Genomic DNA, 17511 nt, shown 5'->3' with positions numbered 1-17511 from the left:
CGGGGCGGGTCTCGATACGCCGCCTGCGGCGCCTACTCGACCAGCATGTGAGCCCGATGCGTCTGCGCGAGGGTGGAGCGCAACCGGTGAATCGCGTGCCAGCGATTCGACGTGCGCGGACGCAGGACGCTCTGCGGAACGCTCCCTTTTCGCGAAGCCGACCGCGGCCGAGCGACGACGAAGGAGGAGCGAGGCACAACGGCTCAGTTCTGGGGGAAGCCCAGGTTGATGCCGCCGTGGCTCGGGTCCAGCCAGCGCGACGTGATCGCCTTCTGCTGCGTGAAGAACCGCACGCCCTCAGCGCCGTGGGCCTTCGTGTCGCCGAACAGCGACGACTTCCAGCCGCCGAACGAGAACGTGGCGACGGGCACGGGGATGGGCACGTTGATGCCGATCATCCCGACCTCGACCTCGTTCTGGAAGCGGCGCGCGGCCCCGCCGTCGTTCGTGAAGATCGCCGTGCCGTTGCCGAACGCACCGGTGTTGATCAGCTCGACGCCCTCCTCGTAGGAGGCGACGCGCACGATCGAGAGCACCGGTCCGAAGATCTCCTCGGTGTAGGCGCGCGAGGTGGTCGGCACCCTGTCGAGCAGCGTCGGGCCGAGCCAGAAGCCGTTCTCGTCGCCGTCGACCTCGATCCCGCGGCCGTCGATGACGACCTCGGCGCCGTCCTGCTCGGCGATGCCGATGTAGGACGCGACCTTGTCGCGGTGCGCCTCGGTGACCAGGGGTCCCATGTCGCAGCCGCGGCGCCCGTCGCCGATGCGCAGCTGCGACGCGCGCTCCTGGATCTTGGTGATCAGCTCGTCCGCGACCGGCTCGACCGCGACGACGACCGAGATCGCCATGCAGCGCTCCCCCGCGGAGCCGAAGCCCGCGTTGATCGCCGAGTCCGCGACCAGGTCGAGGTCCGCGTCGGGCAGCACCAGCATGTGGTTCTTCGCGCCGCCGAGGGCCTGGACGCGCTTGCCGTGCTTCGTCCCGGTCTCGTAGACGTACTGGGCGATCGGGGTCGAGCCGACGAAGGAGATCGAGCGGACGTCGGGCGAGGTGAGCAGTCCGTCGACGGCCTGCTTGTCGCCGTTGAGCACCGTGAAGACGCCGTCGGGCAGGCCGGCCTCCTTCCACAGCTTCGCGAGCCAGATCGCCGCGGTCGGGTCCTTCTCGCTGGGCTTGAGGATCACGGTGTTGCCGGCCGCGATCGCGATCGGGAAGAACCACATCGGCACCATCGCGGGGAAGTTGAACGGCGAGATGATTCCCACCACGCCGAGCGGCTGCTTCGTCGAGTACACGTCGACGCCGGTCGAGACCTGCTCCGAGTACTCGCCCTTGAGGTGGTGCGCGAGGCCGGTCGCGAACTCCACGACCTCCTGGCCGCGGGTGATCTCGCCGAGCGCGTCGGAGATCACCTTGCCGTGCTCCGAGGTGATGATCTCGGCCAGCTCGCCCTTCTTCGCCTCCAGCAGCTCGCGGAAGGAGAAGAGGATCTGCTGGCGCTTGGCGAGCGACAGGTCGCGCCAGGCCGGGAACGCGGCCTTGGCCGAGGCGATCGCGGCGGCGATCTCGTCGGCGTCGGCCAGGGCGACCTCCTTGGTCGCGACGCCCAGCGCCGGGTCGTAGACCGGCGCGGTGCGGCCGGAGGTCGACGGCGACTCGCGCCCGTCGATCCAGTGCGGGACGACGGCGAGCTGGTGGAGCGGGGTGGTGCCGATGGTCTCGGACATGGTTCCTGTTCTCTTCTCGTAGGGGATGCGGTCAGCCGTGCACGAGCGCGGCAGCGGTGTCGACCGCCGCCGCGACGTCGCCGTCGGCCGGGTAGAGGAGCGTGCGGCCGACGACGAGGCCGCGGACGCCGGGCAGCGCGAGGGCCGCGCCCCACGACGCGTAGGTCTCGTCCGGGCGGCCGGCGGGGTCGCCGCCGAGCAGCAGCGTCGGCAGCGTGGTCGCGGCCATCACCCGCTCCATCTCGGGGACGACGGGCAGCTTCAGCCAGGTGCAGGCCGAGGACGAGCCGAGCCCGGAGGCGATCGCGATCGAGGTGATCACGGCGTCGGCGGAGAGGTCGTTGACGACGGCGCCGTCGACCCACTCGCTCAGGAACGGCTCGAGCATGATCGGCAGGCGGGCCGCCGCGGCCGCGGTCACGGCCGCCGCGTTGGCCTCGAGCGTCGCGACCGAGCCGGCGTCGGCGAGGTTGATCCGCAGCAGCGTCTTCGCGAAGTCGAGGCCGTCGCGGACGATCCCGTCGATGTCGTAGCCGGTGAAGCGGTCGTCCATCTCGAAGGACGCGCCGCGCAGGCCGCCCCGGTTCATCGATCCGACGACGACCTTGTCGTCGAGCAGCCCGAGGAGCGCGAGGTCGTCGATGATGTCGGGGGTGCCGAGCACGCCGTCGACACCGGGGCGCGAGAGCGCGGTGGCGAGGCGGTCGAGCAGCTCGTAGCGGTCCGCCATCGCCATCGCCTCGCCGCGCACGCCGAGCGCGCCGCGGGCGGGGTGGTCCGCGGCGACGAGCAGGAGCCGGCCGTCCCCGCCGAGCAGCGGCCGGCGGCGGCGGCCGGCGAGCGCCCGCGCGACGGCGGCCGGGTCCTCGGCGCGGAGCCGGCGCAGCTCCGCGAAGTCGCGATCAGAGCGTGACATCGGTGCGCTCCTCCAGGAAGGCCTCGACCTCGGCCGTGGTGGGCATCGCCGTCGAGCACTCGCGCCGCGAGGCGACGATCGCGCCGGCGACGTTCGCGAAGCGGAGGATCCGCTCCAGGTCCCAGCCCTCGACCAGCCCGTGGATGAGCGCGCCGCCGAAGCTGTCCCCGGCGCCGAGGCCGTTGACGACCTGCACCGGGAAGGGCGCGACCTGGACCGTCTCGGAGCGGGTCTTCGCGAGGACGCCGCGCGGCCCCTGCTTGACGATCGCGAGCTCGACGCCCCGGTCGAGCAGCGCGTCGGCCGCCCGCGACGGGTCGGTCTCGCCGACGGCGACCTCGCACTCCTCGCGGTTGCCGACCGCGACGGTGACCCACTCCAGCGCCTTGGCGACCTCCTGCGAGGCTCGCTCCGGCGAGCGCCAGAACATCGGCCGGTAGTCGAGGTCCAGCACGGTGAACGGGCGGCGGGCGCGCGCCTGCCAGGCCACGAAGTGCGCCGACCGGCTGGGCTCCTCCGTGAGCCCCGTGACGGTCGACCAGTAGACCGTCGCCCGCTCGATCGCGTCGAGGTCGAGCGACTGCGCGGTGATCGCCAGGTCGGGCGCCTTGGGCTTGCGGTAGAAGTACAGCGGGAAGTCGTCCGGCGGGAGGATCTCGCAGAACGTCACCGGGGTGGCCAGCTCGGGCTCGGTGCCGACGAACTCGTCGGAGACGCCGAGCCGGACCAGCTCGCGCTTCACGTAGCGGCCGAACGGGTCGTCGCCCGCCCGCGAGATCAGCGCGGCGGAGTGCCCGTGCCGGGCGGCCGCGATGGCGACGTTGGCGGCGCTGCCGCCGAGGTACTTGCCGAAGGTCTCGACGTCCTCGAGCCCGACGCCGTCCTGCAGCGGGTAGATGTCGACCCCGACGCGGCCGATGGTCAGCACGTCGTAGGGCGCGTCCGTCACTCCGGCCTCGCGGCGGCCTCGTGCGCGACCTCGGCGGTGACCGCGGAGTCGGGCATCGAGCGCTCGAGCTCGTGAGCGAGGGAGGCGAGCTCGGCGCCGCCGGCCATCAGGCTGGTCAGCTCGCCGAGGCTGATCTCGCTCTTCTCGAAGTTGCCGAGGCTGGTGCCGCGGTTCAGGAGGAGGAAGCGGTCGCCGACCGGGTAGGCGTGGTGCGGGTTGTGGGTGATGAAGACCACGCCGAGCCCGGCGTCGCGGGAGCGGGCGATGTACTTGAGCACCACGCCCGACTGCTTGACGCCGAGCGCCGCGGTCGGCTCGTCGAGGATCAGCACGCGGGCGCCGAAGTAGACCGCGCGGGCGATCGCGACGCACTGGCGCTCGCCTCCGGAGAGCGTGCCGATCGGCTGGTCGACGTCGCGCAGGTCGATGCCCATGCTCGCCAGCTCGCTCTGCGTGACCTCCTTCATCCGCTTCACGTCCAGGCGGCGCAGCGGCCCGCGCCCCTTGGTGATCTCGGAGCCGAGGAAGAAGTTGCGCCAGACCGGCATCAGCGGCACGACGGCGAGGTCCTGGTAGACCGTCGCGATCCCCGCCTGCAGCGCCGCGCGCGGCGACGAGAAGGTGACCGGAGATCCGTCGAGGAGCAGCTCTCCCTCGGAGGGGGTGTGCGCGCCGGCGAGCATCTTGATGAAGGTCGACTTGCCGGCGCCGTTGTCGCCGAGGACGCAGGTCACCTGGCCTGCGTTGACCGTGGTCGAGACTCCGGCGAGCGCGTTGACGGCGCCGTAGCTCTTGCCGATGTCGCGGATCTCGACGATCGTCGTGCCCACCGGGGTGCGGGGCGCGGCCGGCCGTCCGGTCGAGGGGCCGCTCGTCGTGTCGGCGCTCATCGCCCGCCTCCTGCTCGTGTCCGGACGAAGTTGTTGAGGAGCACCGCGGCGAGCAGCATGCCGCCGAGGACGGTGCGCAGCCAGTTGGTGTCCCACTGGGCGAAGGTGATGCCCTGGAAGACCATCCCGTAGATCAGCGCGCCGAGGGCGGCGCCGATCGCCGAGCCGTAGCCGCCGGTCATCAGGCAGCCGCCGACGACCGCGCAGATGATGTAGATGAACTCCTGGCCGACGCCGGTGTTCGCCTGCACCGTCGAGGTGCGGAAGAGCGAGATCATGCCGACGAGCCAGGCGGCGCCGGCGGTCCCCATGAAGAGGCCGATCTTGGTCTTCAGCACGGGGACGCCGACCTGGCGGGACGAGGTCTGCGCCCCGCCGACGGCGAAGATCCAGTTGCCGGCGCGGGTGCGCAGCAGGATCCAGGTCGCGACGGCCGCCACCACGAACCACCAGAGCACCGAGACGTAGAAGGTGCCGCCGCCGATGCCGAGCGACGAGCCGAACAGCGGCTGGATGCCGTCGTAGCCCGGGACCTTGGTCATGCCCTGGATCGCGACCTGGCCGGTGATGATCTTCGTCACCGCCAGGTCGATGCCGGCGAGGGCGAAGAAGGTTCCGAGCGTCACGATGAAGCTCGGCAGCCCGGTCTTCATCACCAGGACGCCGTTGAGGGCGCCCACCGCGAGGCAGACAACGAGCGAGACGACGACCGCCACCCAGATGCTGAGTCCGTAGTGGGTGGTCAGGATCCCGACGATGAGGGCGGAGAAGCCCGTCATCACGCCGGCGGAGAGGTCGAACTCGCCGCCGATCATCAGCAGCGCCACGGCGACGGCCATGATCCCGAAGGTCGAGGCCGACTCCAGCCAGACCCCGGCGCCGGCGAAGCTCAGGAACTGCGGGGTGTAGAGGGAGAAGAACACGAGCACGGCGAGGGCGGCGACGAACGCGCCGGTCTCGGGCCGGGCCAGGATCTTGCGGAGCGGGCGGCGCTCGAGGCGGGGCCTCGTCGCGATCGTCACGATGTCTGTGGTCGTCACTGCTGACTCCTGTCGGGGACGGCCGCGGCCGCTAGCGGGTGCCGTTCGCGGCGAACTCGGCGACCGCGGCCGCGTTCTCCTTGGTGACGAAGGCGGGGCCGGAGTAGACCGGCTGGCCGCCGCCGATGACGTTGCCGTTGGTCGTGTAGAGCTGGAGCGCCGTCACGCCGAGGAAGCCCTGGACGTAGGGCTGCTGGTCGACGGCGAAGGCGATCGAGCCGTCCTCGACCGCGGTGACGACGTCCTCGGAGAGGTCGAAGGTGCCGACCTGGGCCGAGCTGCCCGACTCCGACACGGCGCCGACGGCGTCGATCGCGTACTGGCCGCCGAGGGTGAGCACGCCGTCGATGGACGGGTCGGCCTGCAGCTTGGACTTGATGGTCGCCTTGACGTCGGCGTCGTTCGTGCCGTCCACCTGGAGGTTGCTCATGCTGCCGCCGAAGGTCGAGGCGGCCGCCTTGCAGCGCTCCTCGAGACCGACGTTGCCCGCCTCCTGGATGACGCAGAGCGCGTTGGTGGCGCCCGCCTCGGCGAGCTTCGTGCCGACCGCCTCGCCGGCGACCGTCTCGCTCTGGCCGATGTGGGTCAGGGCGCCGAACTCGGCGGAGCGCTCGATGCCGGAGTTGATGGTGACGACGGGGATGCCGGCCGCGACGGCCTTCTCGACGCTGTCCTTGACGCCGTCGGGGTTGGCCATCGAGACGACGATGCCGTCGACGCCCTGGGCGACCGCGTTGTCGATCAGCTGCGACTGCTTGGCCGGGTCGGGGTCCGCGTTGTAGGTGATCGTCGCGCTGTAGTCGGCGCCGGCCGCCTCGGCACCCGACTTCACGCGGTCCCAGAAGGCGTCGCCGGGGCCGGAGTGGGTGACGACCGCGTAGGTGTAGTCGCCGCCGCCGCTCGCGCCGCCGCCGGCGGTCGAGGCGGGCTCCTGGCCGGTGCCGGTGCACCCGCTGAGCAGCAGGGCCGCCGAGGCGGCGAGGCCCAGGCCTGCGAGGAATCGCTTCTTCATGAGAGCTCCTTCTCTGCGGACGGCGTCGTCTCTGACGGTCCGGAACGTCGTTGTCGGGTCGAGTATGAAATCACCGATTGCAAATGTCAATACATATTGTCATTGCGCTACGCTCGGAGCGGCTCACCGGTGAGTGGCATCGGGTGCCGAGCCGCTGTCAGGAGCATGGAGGAGCGCGCAATGGTGCACCGTTTCGGGGTAGGTCTGGTGTCGGTCGGCTGGATGGGACGCCTGCACACGCGCGCGTACCGCGCGGTCCCGGAGCACTACCCGGACCTCGGCGTCGCCGTGGACCTCGTGTCGGCGGCCGACACCGATCCTGGCACGCGCTCGCTGGCCGAGGACGTCCTGGGCTATCGCCGGACGACGGCGGACTACCGGGAGGTGCTCGAGGAGCCCGAGGTCGACATCGTCTCGATCTGCGCGCCGAACTTCCTGCACCGCGAGGTCGCCCTCGCCGCGGCAGCGGCCGGCAAGCCGTTCTGGATCGAGAAGCCGATGGGCCGCTCCGCCGCCGAGTCGTCCGAGATCGCGCGCGCCGCGGCCGACGCCGGTGTCGTCACCTCGGTCGGCTTCAACTACCGGCACGCACCGGCCCTGGCGCAGGCCCGCTCCCTGATCCGCGACGGAGCGATCGGCCGGGTCACCAACGTCAGCGTGCGCCTGCTCGCCGACTACTCCGCGGACCCGCTCGGCGCCCTCACCTGGCGCTTCCTGCAGGCGCGGGCCGGCTCGGGCGTGCTCGGCGATCTGCTCTCGCACGGCGCCGACCTGGCGCAGTACCTGGTGGGGCGGATCGACTCGGTCTCCGCGCTCACCGAGACCTTCGTGCGCGAGCGCCCGCTGCCCGGCTCGGCCGCGGCGGGCCACTTCAGCAAGGGCACCGAGGGCGGCGAGCGCGGCGCGGTCGAGAACGAGGACTACGCGGCGGTGCTCGGCCGCTTCGAGTCCGGCGCGGTCGCGGTGCTGGAGGCGAGCCGGGTCGCGGTCGGGCCCCGCGCCGAGTACACGCTCGAGGTCTACGGCACGAAGGGCTCGCTGCGCTGGGACTTCCAGCGGCTGAACGAGCTGCAGCTCGCCGACGACCCGAGCGGCTACCGCACGATCATGGCGCAGCCGGGCTTCGGCGACTTCTCCCGCTTCCAGCCGGGCGCCGGGACGAGCATGGGCTTCGACGACCTCAAGACGATCGAGGCGTCGCTCTTCCTGACCTCGGTGCTGGAGGGGCGCCAGCTCGCGCCGTCGGCCGCGGACGCCTGGTCGGCCGCCGAGATCGTCGAGGCGGCGCTGCGCAGCGACCGGTCACGGGCGTGGGAGAGTGTCGCGGCCGTGAGCGGGGACACCACCTACGACGCGTGAGCCGCGGGGCGGCCTTCAGAGTCCGAAGGCCGCCTCGAAGGCGTCGAGCGCCGACTCGGAGTCGGTCGACGGCCACGCCTCGAGGCCGACGACCCCGTCGTAGCCGAGGGCGCGCAGCTCCTGGGCGACGGCCGGGTAGCGGATCTCGCCGGTTCCGGGCTCGCAGCGGCCGGGCACGTCCGCGACCTGGATCTCGCCGATCCAGGGCAGGGACCGGCGCACGAGCTCGAGCAGGTTCCCCTCGCCGATCTGCGCGTGGTACAGGTCGAGGTTCAGCCGCAGACCGGGGCGGTCGACCGCGCTGACCAGCGCGAGGGTGTCCTCGGCGCGGGCGAACGGCGTGCCCGGGTGGTCGACGGCCGTGTTGAGGTTCTCCAGGGTGAAGACCCGGCCGCGCTCCTCGCCGAGCGCGGCCAGCCGGCGGAGGGTGTCCTCGGCGCGGTCGCGGTCCCCTGGCGTCACGTCGGTGCCGGGCCGGACGGGCAGGCCGCCCGGGGCGAGGCCGGTGCCGTGCAGGTTCAGCCGCGGGCTGTCGATGACCTCGGCCGCCGCGAGCGAGAGCTCGGCCGTGCGGAGCGTCTCGGCGATGCCGTCGGGCGTGATCAGATCGCCGGTGAGGTAGCCGGTCATCGACGAGAACGTCGCGCCGGTCGCCGCGAGCGCGGGCAGGTCCTTGGTGGACCAGTCCCAGATCTCGACCTCGAAGCCGCGCTCGCGCAGGCGGCGGACGCGGTCGGCGAACTCGAGCTCCGGGAAGAGCATCTCCGCGGAGGCGGCGAGGCGGACGGTCACGGCCGGCGCCCTACAGCTCGACGCTCACCGAGACGCGCTCGACCGCGGAGCGGGCGGCGGCGTCGGCGAGGACCAGGGCGGCGCGGCCGTCGGCGAACGTGGGGCTCGTCGACTCCTGGCCGCGGGCCAGCTTGATGAACTCGGTCAGCTCGGCCCGGTAGGCGACGGCGTAGCGCTCGAGGAAGAAGTCCTGGTACGGCGGCTTCGCCTGCACGCTCGTGCCGTTCGAGACGCTGACCAGGCTGGTGAGGGCGTTCGCGACCTCGATCGAGCCGTCCGCGCCGAAGGCCTCGATGCGCTGGTCGTAGCCGACCGAGCTGTGCCGCGAGTTGGTGATCGAGACGAGCGCACCGGAGGCGGAGCGGAGCGTGACGACGGCGGTGTCGAAGTCGCCGTGCTCGCGTGCGCCGGGGTCGAAGGTCGTCGTGCCGGTCGCGGTGACCTCGACGATGTCGGGGAGGAAGAAGCGCGCCATGTCGAAGTCGTGGATCGTCATGTCGCGGAAGATGCCGCCGGAGACGCCGATGTAGGCCGCGGGCGGGGCGGCGGGGTCGCGGCTGATGATCGAGAGCTGCTCGAGCGCGCCGATCTCGCCGGCGGCGACGCGGGCGCGCGCCTCGGCGAAGGCCGGGTCGAAGCGGCGGTTGAAGCCGAGGGCGATCGGCACCCCCGACGACGTGACGCGGGGCAGCAGGGCGTCGACGCGCGCGATGTCGAGGTCGATGGGCTTCTCGCAGAGCGCGGGGACACCGGCCGAGATCGCGGCCTCGAGCAGGTCGACGTGGGTCGCGGTCGGCGAGGCGATCAGCACCGCGTCGATCTCACCGGAGGCGAACATCTCGGCGGCGTCGGTCGTCACGGTTCCGCCATAGCGGGCGGAGACGGCGTTCGCGCCGTCGACGAACGGGTCGCAGACCCAGGCGAGCGTCGCCTCGGGGTCGGCGGCGATGTTCGCCGCGTGCACCTGGCCGATGCGGCCGGTGCCGATGAGTCCGAAGCGGAGAGGGGTGTCGGTCACGGCGATGTCCTTGCTGCCCGGGGGCGGTCTGGGTGGTCGGGGTTCGGGTGTCGGGAGTTCGGGTCTCGGGAGGTGGGCGCGGCGGGTCAGGCCCAGGCGCGCAGGGCCTCGCGGTTCACGGCCTGGTCGTCGCGGCGCTCGTCGCGGAAGGCGGTGATGTCGGCGTCGGGCGCGTTGAGGACGTCCTGCTCGACGACGACCCAGCCGTCGTAGCCCTGGGCGTCGATCGCGGTCATCACGGCGTCGAGGTCGATGTCGCCGCGGCCGAAGGCGACGAACGATCCGGAGGACCAGACCTCGCGCATCCCGCCGCCGGCCGCCAGGACCCGGCGCAGCTCGGCGACGTCGACGTCCTTGAGGTGCAGGTGGTTGATCCGGGAGCCCCAGCGCTCGACGGCCGCGACCGGGTCGCCGCCGCCGATCAGCAGGTGGCCGGTGTCGAGGGTGAGCCCGATGTCGACGGCGCCGAGGAAGCGGTCGATCTCCTCCGGCGACTCGATGTACGTGCCCGCGTGGTGGTGGAACGTGGGCTCGAAGCCGGCCGCGCGGACGGCGGCGGTGGCGCGCTCGACGTTGGCGACCAGCCGCGACCAGCGGGCGTCGTCGAGCGGGTCGGCACCGGCGCCGCGACCGGGCGAGGAGCGCCGGGCCGCGGAGCCGTCGTCGGCGAGGGTCGGCAGCGGGAGCCGCGCGGGGCCGTGCTCGGACGCCTCGGCGAAGAGGCGGAGCGCGGCGTCGAGCTCGGGGAGCGAGGCCGCGAAGGCCTCGTCGTCCGAGAAGGGCAGCTGGATCCAGCCGCCGGCGATGTCGAGTCCTGACCGCTCGAGGCGCTGGCGCAGCTCTCGTCCGCGGCCGAGGTAGCCGGCCGGTCCGAGATCGACGCCGGTGTAGCCCGCCTCGGCGAGCACGTCGACGAGGTCGTCGGGCGAGACGACGTCGGCGCCCTCCGGGGTGAGCTCGAAGACGCCGAAGCTGACGGGGGCGCCGGCGACCGCGGCCTTCATCGGGCCGCTCCGGGGGCGGCGTGCTCGGGGGCGCGGAGGATCATCTGGACCATACGACGGTGTACAACTCCTCGAGAGGGCGGTCTGTAATGTCGTTACAATAGCACAATGGGACGGTCTGCCGTGCTGCTGACCTGCGCTGCATAATGGGGTGACGCCGACGGGTGTCGATCATTCCCGGCGGAGAGCCGGCGGGCGGAGGGGGACGACATGGCGCTGCAGGAGGAGCACGCCCTGCCGATGGACCTCTTCATGGACCTCGACCGCTCCGGCCCGATTCCGCTCTACCACCAGATCGCGACCCGCCTCGAGCGGGCCATCCTCGACGAGACGCTCCCGGCCGGTTCTCGGCTCGAGAACGAGGTGTCGCTGGGCAACCGACTGGGCATGTCGCGGCCGACCATCCGCCGCGCCATCCAGGACCTCGTCGACAAGGGCCTCCTCGTGCGCCGCCGCGGCATCGGCACGCAGGTCGTGCACGGCAGGGTCACCCGCAACGTCGAGCTCACCAGCCTGTTCGAGGACCTCCAGCGCTCCGGCCAGAGCCCGACGACGAGCACCCTCTCCTCCACGGTCGGCACGGCCGACGAGAGGACCGCCGAGGCGCTCGGCGTCGAGGTCGGCTCGCCCGTCCTGCACCTCGTGCGGCTGCGGTCGGCGGACGGGGTCCCGCTCGCCGTGCTCGACAACACGCTGCCGGCCGACTTCGTCGACCTCGACCTCGGCGCCCTCGAGACGCACGGCCTCTACCAGCTGCTCCGGGCCCGCGGAGTGGCGATGCGCGTCGCCAAGCAGCGGATCGGCGCCCGCGCCACGACCCCGCGCGAGGCCCAGCTCCTCGACCTCCGCAAGGGCGCCGCGGTCCTGACGATGACCCGCACCGCCTTCGACAACTCCGGCCGCGCCGTCGAGTACGGCCAGCACTGCTACCGCCCCGACCTCTACTCCTTCGAGATCACCCTCGTCGACCGCTGACCCGCCGCCGGGCGGATCTCGATACGCCCTCTGCGAGGGCTACTCGATCAACATGAGGTGACCGCCCTCGACATGGCTGCTCGATCAGCAGGGACGGGCGCGAGCGCGCTGAACAGCACGGGCGGGCACGCCCGTTCCATGCTGGTCGAGTAGCGCGCAGCGCGTATCGAGACCCACCCACCGGACGACGGCGGATCTCGATACGCCCTCTCCAAGGGCTACTCGATCAGCATGGACGCGTCAGTTCCCGTCGCGGCGGAGGCGGGCCTCGCGGCCGGCGATGTGCACGCCGAGGCCGGTGATGCCGGCGGTGAATGCGACGATCACGCCGAGCATCCCGTAGATGCTCCCCGCGCCCGCGGCGAATGCGCCGATGAGGAGCGCGATCGAGGCCAGCACGATCAGGACGGCGCCGGCGATCTCGCCGCCGCTGGATCTCCTCAGCACGTCTCGCATGCCTCCAGACTGCGACGCGCGGCGCGCCCGCCGCAAGGCTTCCGAGATGAACGGAGCACGAGAGCCCGCCGCCCGCTAGACGGCCACCCGCCCCCGCCGCAAGCCCGAGAGACGCCGAGCCTCCGCGACCAGACTGGAGGCATGCAGCAGCTGACCTACGCCTCCAAGAGCATCGTCACCACCGACGCCGTCACCGAGGCCCTCCTCGACCTCGTGACCGCGATCGACCGGCAGGAGCACTCGGAGGCCGTCAGCGTCCCCGCCTTCACCGACGAGGGCGTGCTCATCGAGGCGAAGATGACCCTCGACGCGAGCAGCGAGCTCGTCGTCGTGCCGGTGGAGCAGTCCGTCGACGACGAGGCCGCGACCGAGGAGGCCGTCGCCAAGGCCGTCGAGGACATCCGCTCGCGCATCAAGGACAACCGCCGCACGATCGCGCGCCCCGTGATCGAGCCGGACCCGGAGCCGTACAACTACGAGGAGTTCTGAGCCGCCGCTGACCTCGGAGGGCTAGCCCAGGCGCCCGTCGAGGTCCTTGACCACGCGGCCGGACTGCAGCACGGCCCGCACCGCGGCCGGATCGCCGAGCGCGGCGATGTCGGCCAGCGGATCCGCGTCGGTCAGCACCAGGTCGGCGAGCTTGCCCGGCTCGACCGAGCCGAGCTGCGCGTTCAGGCCCAGCAGGCGGGCGCCGCCGAGGGTGCCGGCACTCAGCGCTTCGAGCGGCGTGAGCCCGACGGCGACCAGCTGCGCCAGTTCGGCGAGATTGTGACCGTGCGGGTGCACGCCGGCATCCGTGCCGAGCGCGAGCGGGATCCCCGCCGCGACGGCCCGGCGCACCGAGTCGAGGCCGCGCTCGCGCAGCAGCTCGCGCTGTCGCAGCCGCTCGGCGGTGGTCGTCGCCGGGTCGAACGCGCGGACCAGGATGCTCAGGGTCGGCACGAGCGTCGTCCCGCGCTCGCGCATCAGCGCGATGGTCTCGTCGGAGAGGTCGTAGCCGTGCTCGATGCTCGTCGCGCCGCCCAGCACGGCGGCGCGCGCGGCGTCGTCGGAGAGGGCGTGCGCGGTGATCGGCCGGCCGCCGCGCTCGGCGAGCAGCTCCGCGATCAGGGCGACCTGCTTCTGCGTGATCCCGACGTCGCGGGCGTCGTCGTTCGGTGAGCCGAGCCCGCCCGAGGTGGCGACCTTGATCACGTCGGCGCCGGTTCGGACGAGGGTGCGGACCGTCCGGACGACGTCCTCGTCCGTGTCGACGAGCCCGGGCGCGGGCATGCCCGGGCGCACGGCCCAGGCCGGCAGGCTGCCGTTGCGGTGGTGCGGATCGGCGTGGCCGCCGGTCGGCGAGAGCATGGCGATCGCGAGGTGCAGGCGCGGGCCGTCGACCGCGCCGCGCGCGACGGCCTCGCGGTAGCCCGGCGACAGCCCGTCGAGGTCGCGGGCGGTGGTCACGCCGGCGTCGAGCGTGCGGCGCAGGAGCCCGGCGATCTCGAGGACGTCCTCCTCCGGGAAGCGCTCGCGCGCCGCCTCCGGAGCGACCGGCACCATCGCGAGGTGCACGTGCACGTCGACGAAGCCCGGCAGCAGGAATGCGCCGGACACGTCGACCGCGCGACCCTCGAGCCCGGGATCCGCACGGCGCGGCCCCGCGTAGGCGATCACGCCGTCGCGGATCTCGACCTCGGAGTCCTCGAGCGGAGCGGCGCCCGTTCCGTCGACGAGCGTCGCGCCGACGAGGCGGAGCACACCCTCGGCGACGGGGGTGGCGGGCAGGCGGGCCGTCATGCGGTCTCCTTCGCGGGGACCGCCGCGGGACCCGAGAGGCTGAAGCCGGGCGAGCCCGGGTCGGCGTCGAGCAGGCGGCGGGTGTACCAGTGCTGGGGGCCGGCGTAAATCCGCTCGACCGGGCCGGCCTCGACGACCTCGCCGCGGTAGAGCACCACGACCTCGTCGCTGACCCGCTGGACGACGGCGAGGTTGTGCGAGATGAACATCATCGTCAGGCCGAGCGACTCCTTGATCCCGGCGAGCAGATCGAGGATCTGGCCCTGCACCGAGACGTCGAGGGCCGAAGTGATCTCGTCGGCGATCACGAAGGTCGGGTCGATGATCAGCCCGCGGGCGATCGCGACGCGCTGGCGCTGCCCGCCGGAGAACTCGTGCGGGAACCGGTGCCGCATGTCGGCGCTGAGACCGACGCGCTCGAGCCAGGCGACGATCAGCTCCTCGTTCCGGCCGACGCGGGCGCGGACCGGGTCGATCGCCTCGGCCAGGGTCTGCGCGATGGTGCGCCGCGGCGAGAGCGAGGAGTACGGGTCCTGCGGGATCATCTGCGTGCGCCGCCGGTAGGCGTGCATCGCCGAGCGGTTGGCGGCCACGATGTCGACGCCGTCCACGGTCGCCGTGCCGGCGGCCGCGCGGACCGAGCCGACCAGCACCTTGGCGAGGGTCGACTTGCCGGAGCCGGACTCGCCGACCACGCCGACGGTGCGGCCCCGCTCGACCCGCAGGTCGACGCCGTGCAGGACCTTCGCGTGGCCGAAGACCACGTCGAGACCGCGGACGTCGACCATCGCGGAGGACGCGGGGGTCACGGCGACGGCGCTCACGAGCGCACCTCCGGCGGCGTCGGCACGGTCACGACGGGCGTCGCGGCGAGCAGCTGCCGCGTGTACGGATGCGTCACGGTCTCCTCCGAGAGGTGGGCGATGTCCTCGATCCGCTCGACGATGCGGCCGTCCTTCATCACGAGGACGCGGTCGCAGAGCGCCCGGACGACGCCGAGGTCGTGCGAGATGAAGAGCACGGCGGTGCCGGAGTCCTCGTTCATCCGCTTGAGCACGCTCAGCACCTCGCGCTGCACTGTCACGTCGAGCGCGGTGGTCGGCTCGTCGGCGATCAGCAGGTCGGGCTTCGCGCTCATCGCCGAGGCGATCATTGCGCGCTGCTTCATGCCGCCGGAGAGCTGGTGCGGGTACTGCCGCAGGCGCCCCTCCGGATCGGAGAGCATCACCGAGCGGAAGCCGCGCAGGAGCAGGTCGAGCGCGTCGCGGCGGGAGTGGCGCAGGCGGATCCGCAGCACGTCGGAGAGCTGGGTGCCGAGGACCATGGCGGGGTTCAGCGCGGTGCCCGGGTCCTGGTAGATCAGGCCGATCTTCGCGGCGAGCACCCGGTCCGGGACGGGGCCGAGCAGGTCGGTGCCACCGAGCTCGAGCCGGCGCGCGGACGCCTCGAGACCCTCGCCGAGCAGCTTCGCGACCACGGACGCCGTCAGCGACTTGCCCGAGCCGGACTCGCCGACGATGCCGAGCACCTCGCCGCGGCGGATGGTGAAGGAGAGGTCGGAGACGAGCTCGCGGCCGGTCGCGCCGTGGCGGACGGTGATGCCGTCGGCGACGAGCACGGCGTCGGCGGGGGCGGGCGCGGCGGTCGAGGAGTCGGTGGCCCTCGTCATCCGGGCCCGCGTCGTGTTCGAGCGCGGGTTCGCCGCCGCCGCCAGGCCGTCGCCGACCAGGAGCGCCGCGAAGGAGGCGACCGTGAGCGCGAGCGCCGGGCCGAGGATGACGACCGGGTTCACCGAGATGCGGCTGAGCCCGTCGTTGAGCAGCGTGCCCCAGTCGAAGGCGGGGGTCTGCGCGCCGAGGCCGATGAAGGAGAGGCCGGAGATCTCGACCAGCGCGCCGGAGAAGGCGCCGGCGACGAGGATCAGCGTCGGCTCGGCCATGTTCGGCAGCACGTGCCGCAGCGCGACGAGGTGCGTCGGCACGCCGGTCAGCCGGGCGGTCGTGACGTACTCGCTCGCCGCGATCTTGGAGGCGAGGTTGGCCGTGAGCCGCGCGAAGCCGGCGATGTTGGCGACCGCGATGGCGACCACCACCTGGACGACGCCCTGACCGAGAATGGCGGCGACGATGATCGCGACGAGCATCGTCGGGTAGCTGACGGCCAGCTCGATCGCGCGCAGCCCGAGCTCGCGGACCCGGCGCGGGGCGAGCCAGACGCCGATGCCGACCGCGATGCCGACGATCGCGGAGAGCACGGTCGCGGCGAGCGCCATCAGCACGGTCGAGCGGGTGGCGACGAGGGTGCGGGCGAGCATGTCGCGGCCGAGGGTGTCGGTGCCGAGCGGGTGCTCGGCGGTCGAGCCGAGGCTGGGGCTGCCGCCGAGGCCGGTGGCCTGGCCCTCGAGCGCGATCGGGGCGATCAGCGCGGTGAGGGCGATCACGCCGAGCAGGCCGAGCCCGATCACGAGCCCGGGGTTCCAGGCGAAGGTGCGCGCGCCGGCGGGCTTCAGGCCGCGGACGGCGGGGAGGGACTCAGCCACGCTGCTCTCCGAGGGTGCGCGGGTCGATCAGACCCAGGATGACGTCGATCACGAGGGTGATCACGAGGGAGATGAGCCCGATGACGAAGACGGCCGCCCGGATCACCGGGTAGTCCTTGTCGATCGCGATCGCCTGGACGATCACGCCGCCGAGGCCGGGCCAGGCGAAGACCGCCTCGGTGATCAGCGCCGAGCCGAGCAGCGCGGTGAGGATGATGCCCGAGAGCGTCAGCGCCGTGGTGAGCAGGTTGGGCAGCATGTGCTTGGCGTAGAGGGTGAGCGCGGGCAGCCGCCAGCCGCGGGCGGTGCGCATGTAGTCCTGCTCGAGGATCACCGCGGTCTCGCGGCGGACGATCCTCGCGACGGAGCAGGTGCCGCCGACGGTGAGCGAGGCGATCGGCAGGATCGCGGCGGTGCCGAAGTCGTAGGCCGGCGAGTACGCGGGCGGCAGCACCTTGAGCAGCACCGCGAAGACGACGACGAAGCCGGTCGCGAGCACGTAGGTGGGGACCGAGGAGATCAGCCCGGTGACGGTGCTGAACACGGCGTCGAGCCAGCGGCGGCGGTCGCCGCGGGTCGCGACTCCGACCGCCATGCCCAGCGCGATGCCGAGCACGAGCAGGAGCAGCACCGCGGAGATCGTGATGGTCAGCGTGTACGGCACGGCCGTCATCACGAGGTCCATCGCGGGGATCGTGTAGCGGTAGGAGGCGCCGAAGTCGCCCTGCAGCACGCCGACGAGGTAGGTCCAGAGCTGCGCGGGCAGCGGCTGGTCGAGCCCGAGCTGGGTGCGCACCAGCTCGACCTGGTCGAGCGAGGCCGCCTCCCCTGCGATGGCGATCGCCGGGTCGCCGGGGATGAGCTGCACGATCAGGAAGGTGACCAGCACGAGCAGCGCCAGGTTGACGAGCAGGCCGAGGGCCCGGCGGAGGAGGAACCTCCGCCAGGCCCCGCCGAGGGTGCCGGCGCGGACGGCGCCCGGGCCGGGCGCCCCCGCGCCGGACGACCCGAGGCCCAACGATGCAGCGGTGGTGGCGGTCGTGGTGCTCATC

At 72.5% G+C, this 17511-nt stretch carries 17 protein-coding genes; 3 read left to right on the top strand and 14 right to left on the bottom strand.

Features of this window, described 5'->3' with window-relative positions:
* Positions 1–203: 203 nt before the first annotated feature.
* From MT355_RS11300 to MT355_RS11275, 6 genes are read right to left on the bottom strand one after another with little or no spacing between them, the layout of a single operon-like run.
* Positions 204–1727 carry a CoA-acylating methylmalonate-semialdehyde dehydrogenase gene (locus MT355_RS11300; protein WP_243599597.1) on the bottom strand — a complete coding sequence of 508 codons (1524 nt, stop codon included), beginning with the start codon at positions 1725–1727 and terminating at the stop codon, positions 204–206.
* Between the two features lie 31 nt (positions 1728–1758).
* The gene (locus MT355_RS11295) at positions 1759–2643 is read right to left on the bottom strand and encodes a deoxyribose-phosphate aldolase (protein WP_243599596.1); all 885 of its coding nucleotides are present in this window, start codon (positions 2641–2643) and stop codon (positions 1759–1761) included.
* Complete coding sequence (iolC, locus tag MT355_RS11290) at positions 2630–3592, bottom strand: 5-dehydro-2-deoxygluconokinase (protein WP_243599595.1); 963 nt, start codon at positions 3590–3592, stop codon at positions 2630–2632. The genes MT355_RS11295 and iolC overlap by 14 nt, the downstream gene beginning before the upstream one ends.
* Positions 3589–4482: an ATP-binding cassette domain-containing protein gene (locus MT355_RS11285; RefSeq protein ID WP_243599594.1), complete on the bottom strand. Its 894-nt coding sequence runs from the start codon at positions 4480–4482 to the stop codon at positions 3589–3591. The genes iolC and MT355_RS11285 overlap by 4 nt, the downstream gene beginning before the upstream one ends.
* Positions 4479–5522, bottom strand: coding sequence for an ABC transporter permease (locus tag MT355_RS11280; RefSeq protein ID WP_243599593.1), 1044 nt, complete (start codon positions 5520–5522; stop codon positions 4479–4481). The genes MT355_RS11285 and MT355_RS11280 overlap by 4 nt, the downstream gene beginning before the upstream one ends.
* Positions 5523–5553: 31 nt before the next feature.
* Entirely contained in the window at positions 5554–6534 is a 981-nt protein-coding gene (locus MT355_RS11275; RefSeq protein WP_243599592.1) for a sugar ABC transporter substrate-binding protein, read from the bottom strand.
* A gap of 180 nt (positions 6535–6714) precedes the next feature.
* Here MT355_RS11275 and MT355_RS11270 point away from each other — a divergent pair, with 180 nt between their 5' ends.
* On the top strand, positions 6715–7893 hold the full coding sequence (locus MT355_RS11270) for a Gfo/Idh/MocA family protein (protein ID WP_243599591.1): 1179 nt from the start codon (positions 6715–6717) through the stop codon (positions 7891–7893).
* Positions 7894–7908: 15 nt separating this feature from the next.
* Here the strand turns inward: MT355_RS11270 and MT355_RS11265 are convergent, their stop codons facing one another.
* The 3 genes from MT355_RS11265 to MT355_RS11255 all read right to left on the bottom strand — a co-directional run bounded on the left by MT355_RS11265 (position 7909) and on the right by MT355_RS11255 (position 10707).
* The gene (locus MT355_RS11265; RefSeq protein WP_243599796.1) at positions 7909–8655 is read right to left on the bottom strand and encodes a TIM barrel protein; all 747 of its coding nucleotides are present in this window, start codon (positions 8653–8655) and stop codon (positions 7909–7911) included.
* Positions 8656–8695: 40 nt separating this feature from the next.
* On the bottom strand, positions 8696–9703 hold the full coding sequence (gene iolG, locus MT355_RS11260; RefSeq protein WP_243599590.1) for an inositol 2-dehydrogenase: 1008 nt from the start codon (positions 9701–9703) through the stop codon (positions 8696–8698).
* Positions 9704–9789: 86 nt separating this feature from the next.
* On the bottom strand, positions 9790–10707 hold the full coding sequence (locus MT355_RS11255; RefSeq protein WP_243599589.1) for a sugar phosphate isomerase/epimerase: 918 nt from the start codon (positions 10705–10707) through the stop codon (positions 9790–9792).
* Between the two features lie 210 nt (positions 10708–10917).
* Here MT355_RS11255 and MT355_RS11250 point away from each other — a divergent pair, with 210 nt between their 5' ends.
* Complete coding sequence (locus tag MT355_RS11250) at positions 10918–11682, top strand: GntR family transcriptional regulator (RefSeq protein ID WP_123734522.1); 765 nt, start codon at positions 10918–10920, stop codon at positions 11680–11682.
* Between the two features lie 240 nt (positions 11683–11922).
* Here the strand turns inward: MT355_RS11250 and MT355_RS11245 are convergent, their stop codons facing one another.
* Complete coding sequence (locus MT355_RS11245; protein WP_243599588.1) at positions 11923–12138, bottom strand: hypothetical protein; 216 nt, start codon at positions 12136–12138, stop codon at positions 11923–11925.
* A gap of 141 nt (positions 12139–12279) precedes the next feature.
* Between MT355_RS11245 and MT355_RS11240 the strand changes: the two genes are divergently transcribed.
* Positions 12280–12627 carry a hypothetical protein gene (locus MT355_RS11240; RefSeq protein ID WP_123447447.1) on the top strand — a complete coding sequence of 116 codons (348 nt, stop codon included), beginning with the start codon at positions 12280–12282 and terminating at the stop codon, positions 12625–12627.
* Between the two features lie 21 nt (positions 12628–12648).
* Here the strand turns inward: MT355_RS11240 and MT355_RS11235 are convergent, their stop codons facing one another.
* From MT355_RS11235 to MT355_RS11220, 4 genes are read right to left on the bottom strand one after another with little or no spacing between them, the layout of a single operon-like run.
* Positions 12649–13920 carry an amidohydrolase family protein gene (locus MT355_RS11235; protein ID WP_243599587.1) on the bottom strand — a complete coding sequence of 424 codons (1272 nt, stop codon included), beginning with the start codon at positions 13918–13920 and terminating at the stop codon, positions 12649–12651.
* Positions 13917–14744: an ABC transporter ATP-binding protein gene (locus MT355_RS11230; RefSeq protein WP_243599586.1), complete on the bottom strand. Its 828-nt coding sequence runs from the start codon at positions 14742–14744 to the stop codon at positions 13917–13919. The genes MT355_RS11235 and MT355_RS11230 overlap by 4 nt, the downstream gene beginning before the upstream one ends.
* Positions 14741–16459 (bottom strand): dipeptide/oligopeptide/nickel ABC transporter permease/ATP-binding protein, encoded by a 1719-nt coding sequence (locus tag MT355_RS11225; RefSeq protein WP_243599585.1) that lies wholly within the window; start codon positions 16457–16459, stop codon positions 14741–14743. The genes MT355_RS11230 and MT355_RS11225 overlap by 4 nt, the downstream gene beginning before the upstream one ends.
* Positions 16452–17510 (bottom strand): ABC transporter permease, encoded by a 1059-nt coding sequence (locus tag MT355_RS11220; RefSeq protein WP_243599584.1) that lies wholly within the window; start codon positions 17508–17510, stop codon positions 16452–16454. Before MT355_RS11220 ends, MT355_RS11225 begins: the two co-directional genes overlap by 8 nt.
* Position 17511 lies beyond the last annotated feature (1 nt).

Origin of the sequence: Rathayibacter sp. VKM Ac-2929 (genome assembly GCF_022815495.1) — a bacterium.
GTDB lineage: Bacteria > Actinomycetota > Actinomycetes > Actinomycetales > Microbacteriaceae > Rathayibacter > Rathayibacter festucae.
This window is presented reverse-complemented; position numbering and strand designations above follow the sequence as displayed.